This is a genomic window from Okeania sp. SIO2B9 (assembly GCF_010672505.1).
Lineage (GTDB): Bacteria > Cyanobacteriota > Cyanobacteriia > Cyanobacteriales > Microcoleaceae > Okeania > Okeania hirsuta.
In genome coordinates this window covers 1-15,016 of the sequence record NZ_JAAHGK010000009.1, presented here as the reverse complement: position 1 = coordinate 15,016, position 15,016 = coordinate 1, and the positions used below count along the sequence as shown (strand labels likewise).

The window sequence follows — 15,016 nt, the reverse complement described above, 5'->3', positions numbered from 1 at the left end:
AAAAGAAGAGGGAAATAAGAAAAGTTGCTTCCTTATTCCCAGGGTATTCAGTTAGTAGTGCAGGATGGCAGAAATAACTAACCAGTTACAAAATCCTAAAAGCCTTACCAATCAATACTCTTGACTTTTGACTTTTGACTTTTGACTTCCGCTGACTTTTAAATTCCGCGTAGCGACACTAGCTAGTTAAAAGAATGCAGGTTGATGGCGAATTAAGCTCAGGTATTCCTCTCTAACTTTCTGATCTTCTTCAAATAAACCAAGCATAGCACTGGTAACAGTCCAAGACCCAGGTTTTTGTACTCCTCGCATTACCATAGAGGTATGAGTAGCTTCTATGACAACTGCAACACCTTTTGGTTCTAAAACTTGTTGAATTGCCTCAGCAATTTGACGGTTGAGTCGCTCCTGAACTTGCAATCTACGGGAATACATTTCCACAATCCGAGCTAGCTTACTAAGACCTACTACTTTTTGATTGGGAATATAAGCTACATGAGCTTTTCCCATAAATGGTAACATATGATGTTCACAAAGACTAAAAAGATTGATATCTCTAACTAGAACCATTTCGTTATGACCTTCGTCAAAAATGGCATTATTGACAATTTCTTCAAGGGATTGATTATAGCCTTGAGTGAGGAATCGCATTGCTTCTGCAACCCGCTTAGGAGTTTTGAGTAAGCCTTCTCGTTCAGGGTTTTCTCCTACTGATAGTAACATTGTTCGTACTGCCTCCATCATTGCTTCATTGGTCTCTGTAGCAGGAGGTTGTTGTTTAATCGGTTGACCATTAGATGAGGAGCTGCGGTCAGGTCGGTGAGAAATACCATTTGTAGAAGTTTTAACACCATTGGTGCTAATTGTGTTATTGGAAGCGTTGGAAAAAGTTTGAGTCATAATAGATCCGGATCAGATTAAAAAAAAAGCAAGTTGTATCTTGACCTAACTTTTGCTAGGCCATTTAGCTTAGATCACAGCTCTCTGTTCATTGGTGGTAATCAGTTTTAGTTATTAATTAGCAATGAACTATGAGAATGGTATAGCCAACAGTTTACTTGAAAAACTTACTCAAGAGTTAAATCCTTTGGGTTTTATAGTTGAGTCAGCTTGTTCAGAGATATTTAATTACCTAGAAATATTCAACAAGCAATTCAAGAAAAATTAAAGGCAGAACAAGAAAGCCAGCGAATGCAATTTGAATTAGAAAAAGCACGTCAAGAGGCAGAACGAAAAAAAATAGAAGCTCAAGGTATGGCAAATGCTCAAAAATTACTTTCTCAAGGATTAACTGAACAAGTCTTGAAGTTAAAAGCTATTGAAGCTACTGAAAAGTGAGCAGCTTCTCCTAATACAAAAGTGGTTATTATTGGTGGGGGCGAAGATAGATTACCTATTATTTTACAACAAAGATAAAAGATAAAAACTGCTGTCTCAAGTTTTTTCCAAATTCATGTACTATATTTTGTCGTGCGGAATTTTAATTTTAATCAAGACCGCTATAATTTTCAGATAAAACAGCCCATATCAATGATACAGGCTGTAAAAAAAATATCAACATTCTCTAAGTTTATAGAGAAATTTGTCTAATGTTATAGTGAATATTATTCACTAAATATTTTCCCAAAGATAACTATTTAACTGTCACCTTAGCTCCTGCATCTTCTAATTGCTTCTTAATATCTTCAGCAGCTTCTTTAGCAATACCTTCTTTAATTGGCTTAGGTGCAGACTCTACCAAATCTTTTGCTTCTTTCAGACCCAAACCTGTAATGGCACGAACCACTTTAAGAATAGCAATTTTCTTATCTGAAGGAAACTCTTCAAGAATTGCATCAAACTCAGTTTGTTCTTCAGCTTCTTCCGCAGGAGCAGCAGCACCTCCAGGACCAGGCATACCCATAGGCATCATCATGCCACCAGCAGGAGCAGCAGCACTAACACCAAAAGCTTCTTCTATTTGTGAAACTAATTCAGATGCTTCGAGCAAAGAAAGAGACTTAAGTTGTTCTAGAATTTCGTCGGTTTTTGCAGACATTAGTAATCTCCTATTTTTTGTTAGTTTGTAGTTATTTTTTCGCTAGAATTTAGACTTTTTTATTACCTTTAATATAGTTAAATTACTGGAATTATTCTCATAATAAAACTGATAGGATATTAGTCAAAAATTCATGTTGTTTGTGTTAGGCACCATCGCCTTGTTGTTCTTTTTCTGAAATTGCTTTAATAGCTCTATTTACAGAAGCTGGAACCTCATTAATACCAGTGGCAAGTTGAGTAGGTACAGCATTTAGACCAACAGCCAACTTAGTAGCTATACTGTTGAGAGCACCAGCCACTTTAGCAAGTAACTCTTCCTTAGATGGTAGATCGGCGATCGCTTTAACCTGATCTTGAGTCAGGAGTCGCCCTTCCATCACACCACCCTTAAATTCTGTTTTTTTGGTGGTTTTTTGGAATTCTTGGTACGCCTTGATAGCACCGCCGATATCATCTTTTAGGAATAGGAAAGCATTAGATCCTGCCAACAACTGTTCCATAGGTTGCCAGTTGGCATCTTCTTTAACTGCTATTCCCATCAGAGAATTTTTAGCTACAGAGCAACAGCTACCAGTAGGCAGTAGTCGTCTACGCAGGTCTGTAATTTCTGCCACGGATAGTCCGTGATAATCAACTACAAGTGCTAGCTGACTTTCACTCAAGTTTTGCTTGATGTCTGCCAACATCTCTTGTTTTTGTTCCTTCGTTTTGCCCATATTTATCACCTCCTTGACAAACCAAAAACCCTGGCGGATTATACTATCTGCCAGGGCAAAGAATTATGAATCCAAAACAAGTAACTTATTAAAGATTTCGACAAAAATCCCTTATACCTGTTTTTGAATTGTTAATCCTTGAACCTCGGCAGGAAATTAAGCTATTAGCACCTGCTGTCTTAAGCTCTTTGATTTTAATTATTTTAGCTTGAGAAATCTTATTTAACTAGCTATCAGCGATTAGCCATTAGCCATCAGCTTTTATTGCTTTGGGTAAAAATACCCGGTTTCCAACCTGCCGGATAGCCCTTGGACAAGTTAAAATATCCTTTCCGTTCCGGAATGCTCCGCAAACGAAGGCATCTCAAAAAAAATCTGCTGAAAGCTGACCACTTATTTAATATAGATTAAGCTTCTGCTGTTAATTTTAGATCCCGCAGGGCACTAACTTCAATTTCAATTGATGGTCCCATTGTTGCTGATACATATATACTACGCCAATAGCGACCTTTTGCACCAGAAGGACGGTTACGGTCAATACAATCTTGTAAAGCCTTTAAGTTGATCAGCAAATCTTCTACAGAAAAAGAAGCTTTACCAAACATAACGTGAACTATACCTGTGCGGTCGGCTCTAAATTCTAACTTACCTGCCTTAAACTCGTCAATAGCTTGTGCCAGATCGAAAGTTACAGTACCGCCTTTAGGAGATGGCATTAAACCTCTCGGTCCTAATAAACGCCCTAGTTTAGCTACTTTAGGCATCACATCAGGTGTAGCGATCAAGGTATCAAAATCCATCATCCCTTTGCTAATTTCTTCAATTAGCTCCTCCGATCCAGCTAAGTCAGCTCCTGCGGCCAGAGCCTCGTTAACTTTTTCACCTTTGGCAATGACTGCAATTCGGACGGTTTGACCAGTTCCTTTGGGTAAGGCCACTGTAGTTCGTAGCTGTTGATCTGTATACTTAGGATCAATCCCTAAGCGAATATGAGCTTCTGCTGCTTCTGAAAATTTTGCTGTAGCTGTTTCTTTTAAAACTTGAAGCGCCTCTTCAGGTTCATAAGGTCGCTCTTCTACTTTTTTTCTCAGTTCTTCTAATCTACGAGAGACTTTTTTTGGCATTTTATTCTCCTGGGGTACTTAACGAAGCTCTGCTTCTCCCCCTAATATCAATTTACTTTTGTTTCTATTTCTACTTTAGAATACAGATATTTGGGAATTGGATTAATTAATCAAATCAATCCGCAATAGTAATACCCATATTTCTAGCTGTGCCTCCTACAATTTTCATTGCAGCTTCAATGTCATTAGCATTGAGGTCTGGCATTTTTGTTTGGGCTATTTCTTGCAATTGAGCTTTTGTAATTGAGCCTACCTTTGTACGATTTGGTTCACTTGAACCACGTTCTACACCTGCTGCTTTTTTAATTAAGACTGCTGCAGGAGGGGTTTTCAGAACAAAAGTAAAACTACGGTCTTCATAAACCGAGATTTCTACTGGAACTACTGTACCAGCTTGGTCTACAGTTTTGGCGTTATACTCTTTACAAAACGCCATAATATTCACACCATGCTGACCTAAAGCAGGACCTATAGGCGGAGAAGGGTTAGCCTTTCCCGCCGTAATAGCCAACTTGATCAGCGCCACGACTTTTTTTGCCATTATTTATGCTTTTCTACCTGATTAAATTCTAATTCTACTGGCGTATCTCGTCCAAAAATGGATAATAGCGCTTTCAATTTACCTCTTTCTGGACTTACTTCAATTACATCACCTTCAAACTCTTTGAATGGCCCTGAGAGAACTGTAATATGATCTCCTTCTGCCACTGTCACCTTGAGCATTGGGTCTTGCTCTTGAGCTCGTTTAAAGACTCTTTCTACTTCTGAAGGACTCAGTGGTAACGGCTTAACATGACCACGACCCCTTCCATAGCGACGCTTTTGTTCAGCCCCTACAAAGTTAATCACATGTGGGGTACTTTTGACAACCTGCCATGCTTCGTCATCAATTGTCCATTTTTTTTGTTCCTCTATCCAATTTAGCCTCATTTGTACTAATACATAGCCAGGAAAAACTTTTTCTTCACTATGTTGGCGACTGCCATCTTTACGAAGCCTAACTGCGGGTGTATGAGGTATTTCTATTTTAAATATTTTATCTGCAACATCAAGAGTTTGAATACGCTGGGTTAAATTAGCCTTAACTCGTTTTTCGCAACCAGAGGCAACTTGTACTGCATACCATCGTAATTCTCCTTTGAGAAACTCTCTGGGCTTTTCTTCCCCCTGGTTTGATTGCGTTGTGTCTTGTGTTTCTTCAGGATATAATTTCATCCAAACACCACCCCAGCTGCCCAACTAAAGAACTCATCTACTAGATAAATGATTGTTGCCGAGAGAATAACCATTAACAGTACAGCAACAGACTCACTGATGAGCTGCTCTCTGCTTGGCCATACTACTTTATCTAGTTCTTCTTTTGTTTCTTTGAAAAAAGCTAGAAGCTGGAAACTTTCCTTGTTTTCTTGTACTCTAACTTCCTCTTTTTTGGCCACAATAACTTATCTCCCTAAGTTTTGGATTTTCAATTTATTTACTTATACTTAATTGTTGGGATTTTTTACTGTATTTACTGTATAGTCTTCCCAAATACTATTGCTAATGGTTGTTTTATAGATTCAGATTCTTAGTTCATCGGTACGACTTAGAATCTCAAGGAAGATTCTGATAATATTACATTTATACACTGGAGTCTCAGCAATCTACTTACTATAGCACAAATATTGTCCGCAATTAATAACTGCTTTTGATGTCAGCGACAGCAGTAAAATTCGCATAGAAATAATTAGGAAACCTTTGCCTTAGTAAAAATTCTCTATACAAAAATATTATTGGTTAATTTGGGTAGATATAAAAATATCTACGATGAAAGAATATCTTGATTAACTTTAAGTATTAAGCGCGCCCTGGAGGACTCGAACCCCCGACATCAGGTTTTGGAGACCTGCGTTCTACCAACTGAACTAAGAGCGCATAGTTGAGGCCTTAGATTAAATCTTAATGACCTCTACTTGATCTAGTATAACATAACTTTTCATCAAGTTCCAAATAATTTCTTAAACCATCTTGGAGACTATAAAGGACGATCGAATCTTTGCTTGACACGGGTGGCCTTACCAATACGTTCTCTCAAGTAGTAAAGTTTAGCTCTACGCACCTTACCTCGACGGATTAGTTTTATACTAGCAATTCTAGGAGAATGGAGCAGAAATACCCTTTCTACTCCTACACCCTGGAAAACACGAAGGTACTGTAATCTCCATGCGGAATGGAGGAATCAATGAAACTATTACAGTTCGTCGTGTTTTCCAGAATGATTTGATATTTTTGATAGAATTGGATTGTGGATTAATCAATTGCTAGAATGATTAATTAATGGTTATTTTTAGTCAAAATCTAAACCAATTTTTGGCAATATCATTCCATAATGTGCAACCCCAAAAATGCTGTTATAGATGCAGCTATGAGAGCAGCACGTCAAGGAAAAGAAGAAGTCGCACTAAGCGAACTACTTGAATCTATTAACTCCATTAAAAAAGCACGAATTAACGTTACCCCAGCATCAAGACCCTTAACTCCAGAAGAAAAAGAGGAGGCAGAGAAAAAAATCAAAGAAGCTTTAGCTAAGAAAAAACAGGAAGGTACATCCTGATATAGAAAATGTGAAGCATTTGGAGATTATGTCTTTATTCTCGAAACGCTTCGCTCCCTCATCTCCCAATCTCCCAACTCTTAAACAAGAGCGATCGCTCCCTATATCCCTACTGCTAAACAAACCAAATTTTAGGCGACGCTCGCTCTACTTATCGTAAACCTAACCAACGTAAAAGAGGAATAATCACATAATGACTAACACCCAAACAAAAACCACTGATACAACCTAACAAACTGAAAAAAGTTATACTTGTAAAAAATTCTAATAAATTAGGTTGACTGTGATTCATAAAAGTAAACTGTAAAAATAACTCTGGAAAAATATTTAATTGCTCCAAACCCAAAAAAACTATTGCCGTCAAACTAGCAACTATAAAAGCATAAATAAAGTTATGCTTTCTTAAACCAAGTCCTAGAGTAACAACACCAGTAGCTACCCCCACAGATAATTTACCCATAATTTCTAGGATAATTAAATCTTCTTTTGTCGTATAGACACTACTACCAACTTGGGAAAATTGCCAACATAACCCTCCTAAAATGTAACCAATAATTCCCATAAATGCAGCCAACCCATAACGACGACGTTGACCTAAACCTCCCACATCCGTTAAACCAACTCCCGTTCCCAAACCAGCTAAACCAAAGACAAGTATTTCCGGACCAATATTTAGGGGAACATCCCACACAAGAAAAATTAGATTAGTAAATATACTAGCGAGGCGATCGCCTATTCCTGACCAATAAGCAAAAATTAATCCGAATGTTGCCCCAATACTTCCCCCAATTGCCCCCAACACCATTTCCCAAATTGTATCTACACATCCTGAAACTATTTGATGAAAAATTTTAGACAGCGTAAAAAATAACCTATTAATATTCTCACTGAGATTTTTCAACAGAGCTATTAATGAATTTTTAACAGTTGTAGCTAATGTAGCTAACAAATATATTCTCAGAGACCTCTTTTGCCGTCGATAAATTTTAGCTAAACGGACTTGCACTTCTGCTGCTGTTGCTGGTCGTTGGGCCGCATCTAAACTCACCATATCATCAAGTAAATTAGCCAAAGCTGGATGAACTGGCTTAAGTTGACGCCACTTTAGCTTACCTGTTAAGGGGTCCTCCAATTCTGCTGGATATTGACCAGTTAGTAAATGAATACAAGTACGGCCCAAAGCATAAAAATCTGTGAATGGGCCAATTTCACCCCCATTAATTTGTTCTGGAGGACTATATCCAGGAGATACTAATCTGGTTGTGCTGCGTTTTGCTACAGTTTCTCTAGGTTGGATTCTATAACTACTAATTTGTTTTACCCCACCGAAGTCAATTATGACCAGTTGACCTCTTTTTTTTCGTTGATGATGAAAAGAATAGGATAAAGAAGATTTTGTCAAAGTTGAAGGTTGGATTTCCCGCAACATTAAATTAGAAGGTTTTATGTCCCTGTGAATAATTTTCCGGCGGTGTAATTCCCATAAAATTTCTACCGCTTGGGAAAGCCAATTGATTACATAGAAATCTGGACATCCTTGGGGATATTGTTCCAGAATTTCTTCTAGGGTACAACCATCAATTTTTTCCATGACTAGGCATGGGAGAAACCATTGACTAGAGTGGCCAACTGCTGGCTGACTATTTCGCTTGCGTAGGTGAAAATAGTCTCCTGTTTCGACTCTAGGAATACCTGAATGGCGGATACTGGCAAGTACCCAAGCTTCTTGGTCAAATAGTTCGAGTGCTTTGGGAGAGCTTTCTAACAATACTTTCAGAATACGTTCGGTTTGAGTTTCTTGGTCCCAAATAATGTAGATTTTCGCAAATCCACCAGCGCTTAATTTTCGCAGGGGAATGTAGCGATCGTTAATGAGAAGTGGGGTTCCACAGCTTTGACAAAAGTTATTTCCCCATGGCTGGATTGGACTTAGACAATGGGGGTTGATACAGTGGACTTTTGATAAAACAGACTGATGTACAGTCATCTACAGTTAGATATGAATTGAGGACAATAGGAAAATTACTTATATTTTTATCTTAAAAGTTCGCTCTTCTTGAAAACCATGTCGCTTTAGCTTAAGGATAATTAGTGGTACTCAGACATTTTATCGTAGAAAAAATGCGTCAAATTCAGTCTAGACAAGGGAATTACCTCGATGCCTTAAAAATGGCTAGAACCCCTGCTGATTCAGGAATTATGCCTTTTTGATGTAAAAGCCTCTGCCCATCTATATTTGATCCTATTTTCTGGCTTGATTTTGTGTAAGTCCCATTAGGTCTAATTATTTTTATTTTGCAGACAAAAATGCAAGTTAAATGTAGATTACTTGAGTCCGATAGTGGTATTAGTTATCGATAGAAAGGTGCTGAATAATTAGCGCTCTAGAAAAATTAATTTACCGATTTTTTCTTGTATTAAGTGCTGATTTTTTCTGGAAAAAGTAATTATATTATTTTGATACTAGCAATAATTTCTACATAAAATTATAGTCAAGTTTTTTCCTTATTAGTTCACTACTCAAATCTTGCACTTTTGGTGAATCTCTCGTTTTTTTACGATCCCCTGTATTTGTTCAATATTTAATCTGGGATAATTAAAATTGTTTTTACTTTGCATATTTGTGTTTTTTTGTCAATGAGCAATTATTCACTTGATTTATTTTAAATGATTATGGCGATAAAATTAACAAATGTAACAAATAGATTAAAAAAAGTTATTAATAAAAAAATAATCTTTAAAGTGGAAAAGTTCTAATTCTTGATATTATCTAAAATAGTATGCTGTATAGCAGAAAAGTGAATAGATTCTTAGGAAAGAATATATGAGTTACGCTAAAACACAAACTCAGTCTAAGTCTGGGTATCAGGCTGGAGTAAAAGACTATAAACTAACTTATTACACCCCTGATTACATACCAAAAGATACAGATGTTCTGGCAGCCTTCCGTATGACTCCTCAGCCTGGAGTTCCTCCAGAAGAAGCTGGTGCTGCGGTAGCTGCTGAATCTTCTACTGGTACTTGGACAACAGTATGGACTGACTTGTTGACTGACCTCGATCGCTACAAAGGTCGTTGTTATGATATTGAATCCGTTCCTGGCGAAGATAATCAATATATTTGCTATGTAGCTTATCCTCTAGATTTGTTTGAGGAAGGTTCTGTAACTAATATGTTGACCTCTATTGTAGGTAACGTATTTGGTTTCAAAGCACTACGGGCGCTACGTCTGGAAGATATGCGGATTCCAGTAGCTTATCTCAAGACTTTTGAAGGTCCTCCTCACGGTATTACTGTTGAACGTGACAAATTAAACAAGTATGGTCGTCCTCTATTAGGTTGTACTATTAAGCCTAAGTTGGGTCTATCTGCTAAGAACTACGGTAGAGCAGTTTATGAATGCTTGCGCGGTGGTTTAGACTTCACAAAGGATGACGAAAATATTAACTCTCAACCTTTCATGCGCTGGCGCGATCGCTTCCTGTTTGTACAAGAAGCTATTGAAAAGGCCCAAGCTGAAACTGGTGAAATTAAGGGCCACTACCTGAACGTAACTGCCCCCACCGTTGAACAAATGATGGAGCGTGCTGAGTTTGCTAAAGAAATTGGCACTCCAATCATCATGCACGACTACCTAACTGGTGGTTTTACTGCAAATACAACTTTGGCCAAATGGTGTCGTCGTAACGGTGTTTTATTACACATCCACCGAGCAATGCACGCTGTAATTGACCGTCAGAAAGCTCACGGTATTCACTTCCGCGTTTTGGCTAAGTGCTTGAGAATGTCTGGTGGAGACCACCTACACTCTGGTACTGTGGTTGGTAAGCTTGAAGGTGAAAAAGGTATCACTATGGGATTTGTTGACTTGATGCGGGAAGACCACATTGAGCAAGACCGCGAACGTGGTATTTACTTCACTCAAGATTGGGCATCCATGCCTGGTGTAATGCCAGTTGCTTCTGGTGGTATTCACGTTTGGCATATGCCAGCTTTGGTTGAAATCTTTGGTGATGATTCCTGCCTACAATTCGGTGGTGGTACTTTGGGTCACCCTTGGGGTAATGCTCCTGGTGCAACAGCTAACCGTGTAGCTCTAGAAGCTTGTATCCAAGCTCGTAATGAAGGTCGTAACCTCTTCAAAGAAGGTGGCGATGTCATCCGTGAAGCTGCTAAGTGGTCTCCTGACTTGGCCGTTGCTTGCGAACTATGGAAAGAAATCAAGTTCGAGTTCGAGGCAATGGATACCCTCTAAGTCTGTCTTTGAGATGTGGGATTTTAGATTTTAGATGGCAATTGTGAAATATATATGTAACACTTGTCTGCTAAGGATGAGATAGATCCTCAATCTAAAATCTAAATTCTAACAACAATATTCAGGCTGGGGTCAAAAATGGATATTAAAAAAGTTGCGAAAGATACTGCAAAGGTACTGACGAGCTACCTGACCTATCAAGCTGTGCGGACTGTAACTGCTCAGTTACGAGAGACGAACCCTCCCTTAGCAATTTGGTTAAGTGGTTTTTCCTCAACAGGCAAAATTCAAGATGGAGAAGCTTACCTACAAGAGTTGCTCCAGGAAAATAAAGAATTAGCATTCAGAGTGATGACCGTTCGAGAACATTTAGCAGAGGAAGTAGCTGAGTATTTGCCAGAAATGCTTCGCAGTGGTATTCAGAAAGATAATATGGAACATCGCCGTCAGTATCTTGAGAAGATAACGCAACTGGAAATAGCTGACCCTAGTTTAGATCCAGAGCAACAAACAGATTAGCCACGAAAATTTGCGGTTAAAAATTCCTCTACGGAGAGACCGGGGGGCTGAGATATAAAATCTTGATTGATTCAAAATTTGGCTCCCTTGCACATTTATTAAGCAGTAAAAAAATCAATGAGAACATTACCAAAAGAGCGTCGTTACGAAACCCTTTCTTATTTGCCTCCTCTGACTGAAGGGCAAACTCGTAAGCAACTTGAATACATTTTGGAGCAAGGTTTCATCGCTGGTGTAGAATTCAGTGAGTCTTCTGCACCAGAAATGCACTACTGGACTTTGTGGAAGTTACCTCTATTCCATGCTAAAACAGTTCAAGAAGTTTTAACTGAGATCGATGCTTGCCGTTCTGAAAATCCAGATTGCTTTATTCGGGTTATGGGTTTTGATAACGTGAAGCAGTGTCAGGTATTGAGCTTCATCGTACATAAGCCAAATCAAAGAAGATACTAAATTCATCGCTAAATTAATTTAGTTATAGTGGGGTAGGTAAGCTTGTCTGCTCCACTATTTTTTTGTATCAGTCCGCTAAATTGTCTAGAATGTAAAGACGTTCGATGGAACGTTTCTGTGAGTTGGAAAAACCAATTGTCACTGATATAGCACTACGCGCAAGTCAAAAGTTAAAAGTAATCTCCGACTGAGTTTGATAATTTATAAATGTCCTAACTGATGTTTAATGGGCAGTCGAAACGATTAGTATTGTTAGCCAATGGCTTTGTAATCAACTTTTTTGCCAAACATGAGAAAGGAGTAAAAACCGAATATATCGATCCCATTGTCACGATGCAATTGTTGGGATTGGTGAAACTGGCAACAACGGAAAAAGCAATAGAACCTGGGGTTTATCGCATGGCACAAAAAATCAAAACTGAAGATATCAATCTGTTTTGGAAGGCACTTGATGACAAGAGCCGCCCGATACAATTTTAGCCACATAGGGAATAATGGAAAATCGCTAATATGTAAGGTGTCCAAATGCTTAGTTCAGTGCTATTGTAGCAAACTGTGTTAAGATTCAAAGTTGTAATTTTGCAGAAAAAAGTATATGTCAACCAAAAACGCCAGCTATTGGATTGAAAAGCTTGGACTTACAAAACATCCAGAAGGAGGTTACTACAAAGAGACTTATCGTTGCGAGGAAAAAATAGCCCAGGAAAATCTACCCAAACGATTTGAAGGCGATCGTAGTGTTGCAACAGCCATCTATTTTTTATTAGAGGGAACTGATTTTTCGGCGCTTCATCGCCTCGAATCTGATGAGTTATGGCATTTTTATGCAGGAACTTCACTAACGGTTCATGTTATTGAGGAATCGGGAAATTATTATCCCATCAACCTCGGTGATAATTTTGAGGAAGGTGAAGTGTTTCAAGCCTTAGTTAAAGCAGGATCTTGGTTTGGCTCGACGGTGAACGATGCTCAATCTTATGCACTGGTGGACTGTACAGTACATCCCGGTTTTGATTTTAATGATTTTGAGTTGGCCAAGCAAGAGGAATTAACTAAGCTTTATCCCCAACATCAGTCTCTGATTGAGAAAATGACAAGAATTTAACAGGACTTATTGAACGATAATAGCGATCGCCCAGCTCTCAAACAAGACTTTCTACTTTTCTACGGCAAAATGTAAAAATTTATTTGTACTATAATGTTTCGATATAAAATGGAACTAACACCACAAAAAGTCGAAATTAGCACCCAAAATATCGCTTACTATGAAAGTTCAGGTAAGGAGCAAACTATTTTCCTAGTTCATGGTAACTCTTCATCGGGACGCTCTTACCTACATCAATTACAGGGTGAACTGGGTGAGACATATCGTTTAATCGCGATGGACTTACCAGGTCATGGACTTTCAGATGTAGCTGCTAACCCAGAAATAACTTACACTCTCCCTGGTTATGCTGATACCGTTGTTGAAGTAGCTAAAGCTTTAGATGCTTCTAATGCAATTTTTGTAGGTTGGAGTCTAGGGGGACATATTCTTTTGGAAGCTAGCGATCGCCTCACTGATGCACAAGGTATTGTTATTTTTGGTACGCCACCCATTGCTGACAACCCTCCCGATCTAGAAAATGCTTTTTTGCCACATCCATCTTTGAGGTTGGGTTTCACTGCGGAACTAAGTCAAGAGGATATGTTGGCGTATGTGACGACTTTTTTCAGACCAGATATGGCAGAAATTCCTGAATTTTTCTTAGAAGATATTTCCTTAACTGATGGCAAAGCGCGTGGGAATTTAGGTGCAAGTATTACCCCTGGTGGTTATCAAAACGAGATTGAAATTGTGGGTAATATGAAGATTCCTTTAATGATTATTCATGGGGAACAAGAGCAGTTGGTAAATGCTGATTATATAGCAGAATTGAAAATGCCCACTCTTTGGAATGGAGGAATTGAATTTATTGCCAATGCGGGACACGCTCCACATTGGGAAACACCAGAGAAATTTAATAGCTTATTGATGGATTTTATTACCGATGTGACAATAGGCGATCGCCGTCAGTAAAATTATTGATATAATAGCACTTTGCCTAGATAATGAGGTACAGCTTGTTAATTCTTTTTCCTGTTTCCTAGAGTTATAAAACTTTGTACCTTATTAATTGGAAAACTCCTGTAATTGGCAATAAGCAAAAAACTTTATTCCTGCTCCTATATTGATAGCAAAGCTCCTCTGTTTGCGAAGCATTCCGAAGGAAAAGAGGCACTTGCGCGACGACAATATAGTGGTATCGGTACATCAAGTAATTCTGAGTATAGGAATAGTTAATTGTATATATTTTCATCCCAAAACCGAACTATTTTGGATAAAAGATTATCGTATTTACGACCCAGATAGTGACAATAAAACTAAAATAGATCATGTTGAATAAATAATATTTAATGTGGTCAAAAAGAAGAAATTACTATTTAAAACTGTATTAATGGATAGTTGGTATGCAACACAAAGATTAATGGCATTGATAGATAACCTAGGAAAAAATTATTATTGTCCCTTACAAGGTAAATCGCGTACGTAGATGACACTGGTGGTGTAGAAAAATATAAAAAAATTGCTGAATTAAGCTGGAATGAATCAGAAAAAATATCAGGTAAAATAATTAAAATTAAAGGTTTTCCAAGGAATAAAAAAGCGAGTGCGTAATTCTGAGGTCTCCTCAGAATGTAAGACGCACTCAAGACAGTCAAGCTTTCTGGGTAAATGTTTCTACCAACACAGCAGAATATATTGCTACTAATGACGAGAGCTAATGCAGTAAAGATGATGTAGAATTTGAATCTCAAACCAGATAGAAAATCGAATAATTTCACGCCATAATTAAGCAATTAACAGGCCTAGGTTCCTGTCAATGTCGTCTGAGAAAAATCCAAATATAGCAATGAGCGCTGGTATATTTACAAATTGCAGGAGGGGCAAAATAGCTAAAATCTTATCTGATCGGCAATTTATTCCCCCTTCCGGAGCTGTTGCCAGATGAGCTGTTGCCTGCACACAGCGCTATAAATCATATTGCTTGTGCTATGTTGGTTTGGAATCATTTGAAAAAAATGGCAAACATTCTGGGAAAAACTATTTATCAACTAAAACATCAATTATTATCTAAATATCTAGTATCTGAACTCAAATATGCTGCAATTAAAATGACGGTTATTTAAGTTTTTATGGATAGATATAGAATCAGAAATACTGAGCGATTGCTGACGCAAAGCTCCGCTAACGCTATAATTTTTTTCAGCGATCGCCCAGTATTTCTGATTCTAA

Annotated in this window: 19 protein-coding genes, 1 tRNA gene, 2 pseudogenes and 1 other annotated feature; of the genes and pseudogenes, 12 read left to right on the top strand and 10 right to left on the bottom strand. The window is 38.1% G+C overall.

What is annotated here, in order from left to right; translation table 11 throughout:
* Positions 1–186: 186 nt before the first annotated feature.
* Positions 187–900, bottom strand: coding sequence for a GTP cyclohydrolase I FolE (folE, locus tag F6K13_RS00990; protein WP_124147691.1), 714 nt, complete (start codon positions 898–900; stop codon positions 187–189).
* A gap of 124 nt (positions 901–1,024) precedes the next feature.
* Between folE and F6K13_RS00985 the strand changes: the two genes are divergently transcribed.
* Positions 1,025–1,168 carry a hypothetical protein gene (locus F6K13_RS00985; protein WP_287286679.1) on the top strand — a complete coding sequence of 48 codons (144 nt, stop codon included), beginning with the start codon at positions 1,025–1,027 and terminating at the stop codon, positions 1,166–1,168.
* A gap of 23 nt (positions 1,169–1,191) precedes the next feature.
* A complete protein-coding gene (locus F6K13_RS00980; protein ID WP_205127505.1) occupies positions 1,192–1,338 on the top strand; it encodes a hypothetical protein in 147 nt (48 codons plus the stop codon).
* Positions 1,339–1,633: 295 nt separating this feature from the next.
* Here the strand turns inward: F6K13_RS00980 and rplL are convergent, their stop codons facing one another.
* From rplL to F6K13_RS00940, 8 genes and pseudogenes are all read right to left on the bottom strand, one after another.
* Positions 1,634–2,038 (bottom strand): 50S ribosomal protein L7/L12, encoded by a 405-nt coding sequence (rplL, locus tag F6K13_RS00975; RefSeq protein WP_124146805.1) that lies wholly within the window; start codon positions 2,036–2,038, stop codon positions 1,634–1,636.
* Positions 2,039–2,183: 145 nt separating this feature from the next.
* On the bottom strand, positions 2,184–2,756 hold the full coding sequence (rplJ, locus tag F6K13_RS00970) for a 50S ribosomal protein L10 (protein ID WP_124146806.1): 573 nt from the start codon (positions 2,754–2,756) through the stop codon (positions 2,184–2,186).
* Between the two features lie 13 nt (positions 2,757–2,769).
* Positions 2,770–2,958, bottom strand: a sequence feature (ribosomal protein L10 leader region).
* A 205-nt stretch (positions 2,959–3,163) separates the two neighbouring features.
* A complete protein-coding gene (gene rplA, locus F6K13_RS00965) occupies positions 3,164–3,880 on the bottom strand; it encodes a 50S ribosomal protein L1 (protein WP_124146807.1) in 717 nt (238 codons plus the stop codon).
* A gap of 115 nt (positions 3,881–3,995) precedes the next feature.
* Positions 3,996–4,421, bottom strand: coding sequence for a 50S ribosomal protein L11 (gene rplK, locus F6K13_RS00960; RefSeq protein WP_124146808.1), 426 nt, complete (start codon positions 4,419–4,421; stop codon positions 3,996–3,998).
* Positions 4,421–5,095, bottom strand: a complete 675-nt coding sequence (gene nusG / locus F6K13_RS00955; protein WP_124146809.1) for a transcription termination/antitermination protein NusG — start codon at positions 5,093–5,095, stop codon at positions 4,421–4,423. Before nusG ends, rplK begins: the two co-directional genes overlap by 1 nt.
* Positions 5,092–5,316 (bottom strand): preprotein translocase subunit SecE, encoded by a 225-nt coding sequence (gene secE / locus F6K13_RS00950; protein ID WP_124146810.1) that lies wholly within the window; start codon positions 5,314–5,316, stop codon positions 5,092–5,094. Before secE ends, nusG begins: the two co-directional genes overlap by 4 nt.
* A gap of 405 nt (positions 5,317–5,721) precedes the next feature.
* Positions 5,722–5,794: transfer RNA gene (locus tag F6K13_RS00945), tRNA-Trp, on the bottom strand.
* Positions 5,795–5,894: 100 nt separating this feature from the next.
* Positions 5,895–6,065, bottom strand: a pseudogene (locus tag F6K13_RS00940) (50S ribosomal protein L19); the annotation flags it as partial.
* Here F6K13_RS00940 and F6K13_RS00935 point away from each other — a divergent pair.
* Positions 6,062–6,154 (top strand): annotated as a pseudogene (locus tag F6K13_RS00935) (50S ribosomal protein L19); the annotation flags it as partial. The pseudogenes F6K13_RS00940 and F6K13_RS00935 overlap by 4 nt on opposite strands.
* 94 nt (positions 6,155–6,248) lie before the next feature.
* Positions 6,249–6,473 carry a hypothetical protein gene (locus F6K13_RS00930; RefSeq protein WP_124145525.1) on the top strand — a complete coding sequence of 75 codons (225 nt, stop codon included), beginning with the start codon at positions 6,249–6,251 and terminating at the stop codon, positions 6,471–6,473.
* Between the two features lie 151 nt (positions 6,474–6,624).
* On the opposite strand, the gene F6K13_RS00925 is transcribed toward F6K13_RS00930, so the two are convergent.
* Entirely contained in the window at positions 6,625–8,460 is a 1,836-nt protein-coding gene (locus F6K13_RS00925) for a serine/threonine-protein kinase (protein ID WP_124155539.1), read from the bottom strand.
* An 837-nt stretch (positions 8,461–9,297) separates the two neighbouring features.
* Here F6K13_RS00925 and F6K13_RS00920 point away from each other — a divergent pair.
* The 8 genes from F6K13_RS00920 to F6K13_RS00885 all read left to right on the top strand — a co-directional run bounded on the left by F6K13_RS00920 (position 9,298) and on the right by F6K13_RS00885 (position 14,910).
* Positions 9,298–10,728 (top strand): form I ribulose bisphosphate carboxylase large subunit, encoded by a 1,431-nt coding sequence (locus F6K13_RS00920; protein WP_124145527.1) that lies wholly within the window; start codon positions 9,298–9,300, stop codon positions 10,726–10,728.
* 138 nt (positions 10,729–10,866) lie between these two features.
* Positions 10,867–11,247: a chaperonin family protein RbcX gene (locus F6K13_RS00915; RefSeq protein ID WP_287286678.1), complete on the top strand. Its 381-nt coding sequence runs from the start codon at positions 10,867–10,869 to the stop codon at positions 11,245–11,247.
* Between the two features lie 117 nt (positions 11,248–11,364).
* A complete protein-coding gene (locus F6K13_RS00910; RefSeq protein WP_287286677.1) occupies positions 11,365–11,700 on the top strand; it encodes a ribulose bisphosphate carboxylase small subunit in 336 nt (111 codons plus the stop codon).
* 249 nt (positions 11,701–11,949) lie between these two features.
* Positions 11,950–12,180 (top strand): hypothetical protein, encoded by a 231-nt coding sequence (locus tag F6K13_RS00905; protein WP_287286675.1) that lies wholly within the window; start codon positions 11,950–11,952, stop codon positions 12,178–12,180.
* A gap of 115 nt (positions 12,181–12,295) precedes the next feature.
* Positions 12,296–12,805 carry a cupin domain-containing protein gene (locus F6K13_RS00900; protein WP_287286674.1) on the top strand — a complete coding sequence of 170 codons (510 nt, stop codon included), beginning with the start codon at positions 12,296–12,298 and terminating at the stop codon, positions 12,803–12,805.
* A gap of 108 nt (positions 12,806–12,913) precedes the next feature.
* Positions 12,914–13,759: an alpha/beta fold hydrolase gene (locus tag F6K13_RS00895; RefSeq protein WP_287286673.1), complete on the top strand. Its 846-nt coding sequence runs from the start codon at positions 12,914–12,916 to the stop codon at positions 13,757–13,759.
* Between the two features lie 202 nt (positions 13,760–13,961).
* A complete protein-coding gene (locus tag F6K13_RS00890) occupies positions 13,962–14,126 on the top strand; it encodes a hypothetical protein (RefSeq protein ID WP_161565142.1) in 165 nt (54 codons plus the stop codon).
* Positions 14,127–14,736: 610 nt separating this feature from the next.
* A complete protein-coding gene (locus tag F6K13_RS00885) occupies positions 14,737–14,910 on the top strand; it encodes a hypothetical protein (RefSeq protein ID WP_161565141.1) in 174 nt (57 codons plus the stop codon).
* The last annotated feature ends 106 nt before the right edge of the window (positions 14,911–15,016 follow it).

Excerpts from the sequence above, each read along its gene's own strand:
- folE (WP_124147691.1), bottom strand. The coding sequence starts at position 900 with ATGACTCAAACTTTTTCCAACGCTTCCAATAACACAATTAGCACCAAT.
- F6K13_RS00985 (WP_287286679.1), top strand. The coding sequence starts at position 1,025 with ATGAACTATGAGAATGGTATAGCCAACAGTTTACTTGAAAAACTTACT.
- F6K13_RS00980 (WP_205127505.1), top strand. The coding sequence starts at position 1,192 with ATGCAATTTGAATTAGAAAAAGCACGTCAAGAGGCAGAACGAAAAAAA.
- rplL (WP_124146805.1), bottom strand. The coding sequence starts at position 2,038 with ATGTCTGCAAAAACCGACGAAATTCTAGAACAACTTAAGTCTCTTTCT.
- rplJ (WP_124146806.1), bottom strand. The coding sequence starts at position 2,756 with ATGGGCAAAACGAAGGAACAAAAACAAGAGATGTTGGCAGACATCAAG.
- rplA (WP_124146807.1), bottom strand. The coding sequence starts at position 3,880 with ATGCCAAAAAAAGTCTCTCGTAGATTAGAAGAACTGAGAAAAAAAGTA.
- rplK (WP_124146808.1), bottom strand. The coding sequence starts at position 4,421 with ATGGCAAAAAAAGTCGTGGCGCTGATCAAGTTGGCTATTACGGCGGGA.
- nusG (WP_124146809.1), bottom strand. The coding sequence starts at position 5,095 with ATGAAATTATATCCTGAAGAAACACAAGACACAACGCAATCAAACCAG.
- F6K13_RS00930 (WP_124145525.1), top strand. The coding sequence starts at position 6,249 with ATGTGCAACCCCAAAAATGCTGTTATAGATGCAGCTATGAGAGCAGCA.
- F6K13_RS00925 (WP_124155539.1), bottom strand. The coding sequence starts at position 8,460 with ATGACTGTACATCAGTCTGTTTTATCAAAAGTCCACTGTATCAACCCC.
- F6K13_RS00920 (WP_124145527.1), top strand. The coding sequence starts at position 9,298 with ATGAGTTACGCTAAAACACAAACTCAGTCTAAGTCTGGGTATCAGGCT.
- F6K13_RS00915 (WP_287286678.1), top strand. The coding sequence starts at position 10,867 with ATGGATATTAAAAAAGTTGCGAAAGATACTGCAAAGGTACTGACGAGC.
- F6K13_RS00910 (WP_287286677.1), top strand. The coding sequence starts at position 11,365 with ATGAGAACATTACCAAAAGAGCGTCGTTACGAAACCCTTTCTTATTTG.
- F6K13_RS00900 (WP_287286674.1), top strand. The coding sequence starts at position 12,296 with ATGTCAACCAAAAACGCCAGCTATTGGATTGAAAAGCTTGGACTTACA.
- F6K13_RS00895 (WP_287286673.1), top strand. The coding sequence starts at position 12,914 with ATGGAACTAACACCACAAAAAGTCGAAATTAGCACCCAAAATATCGCT.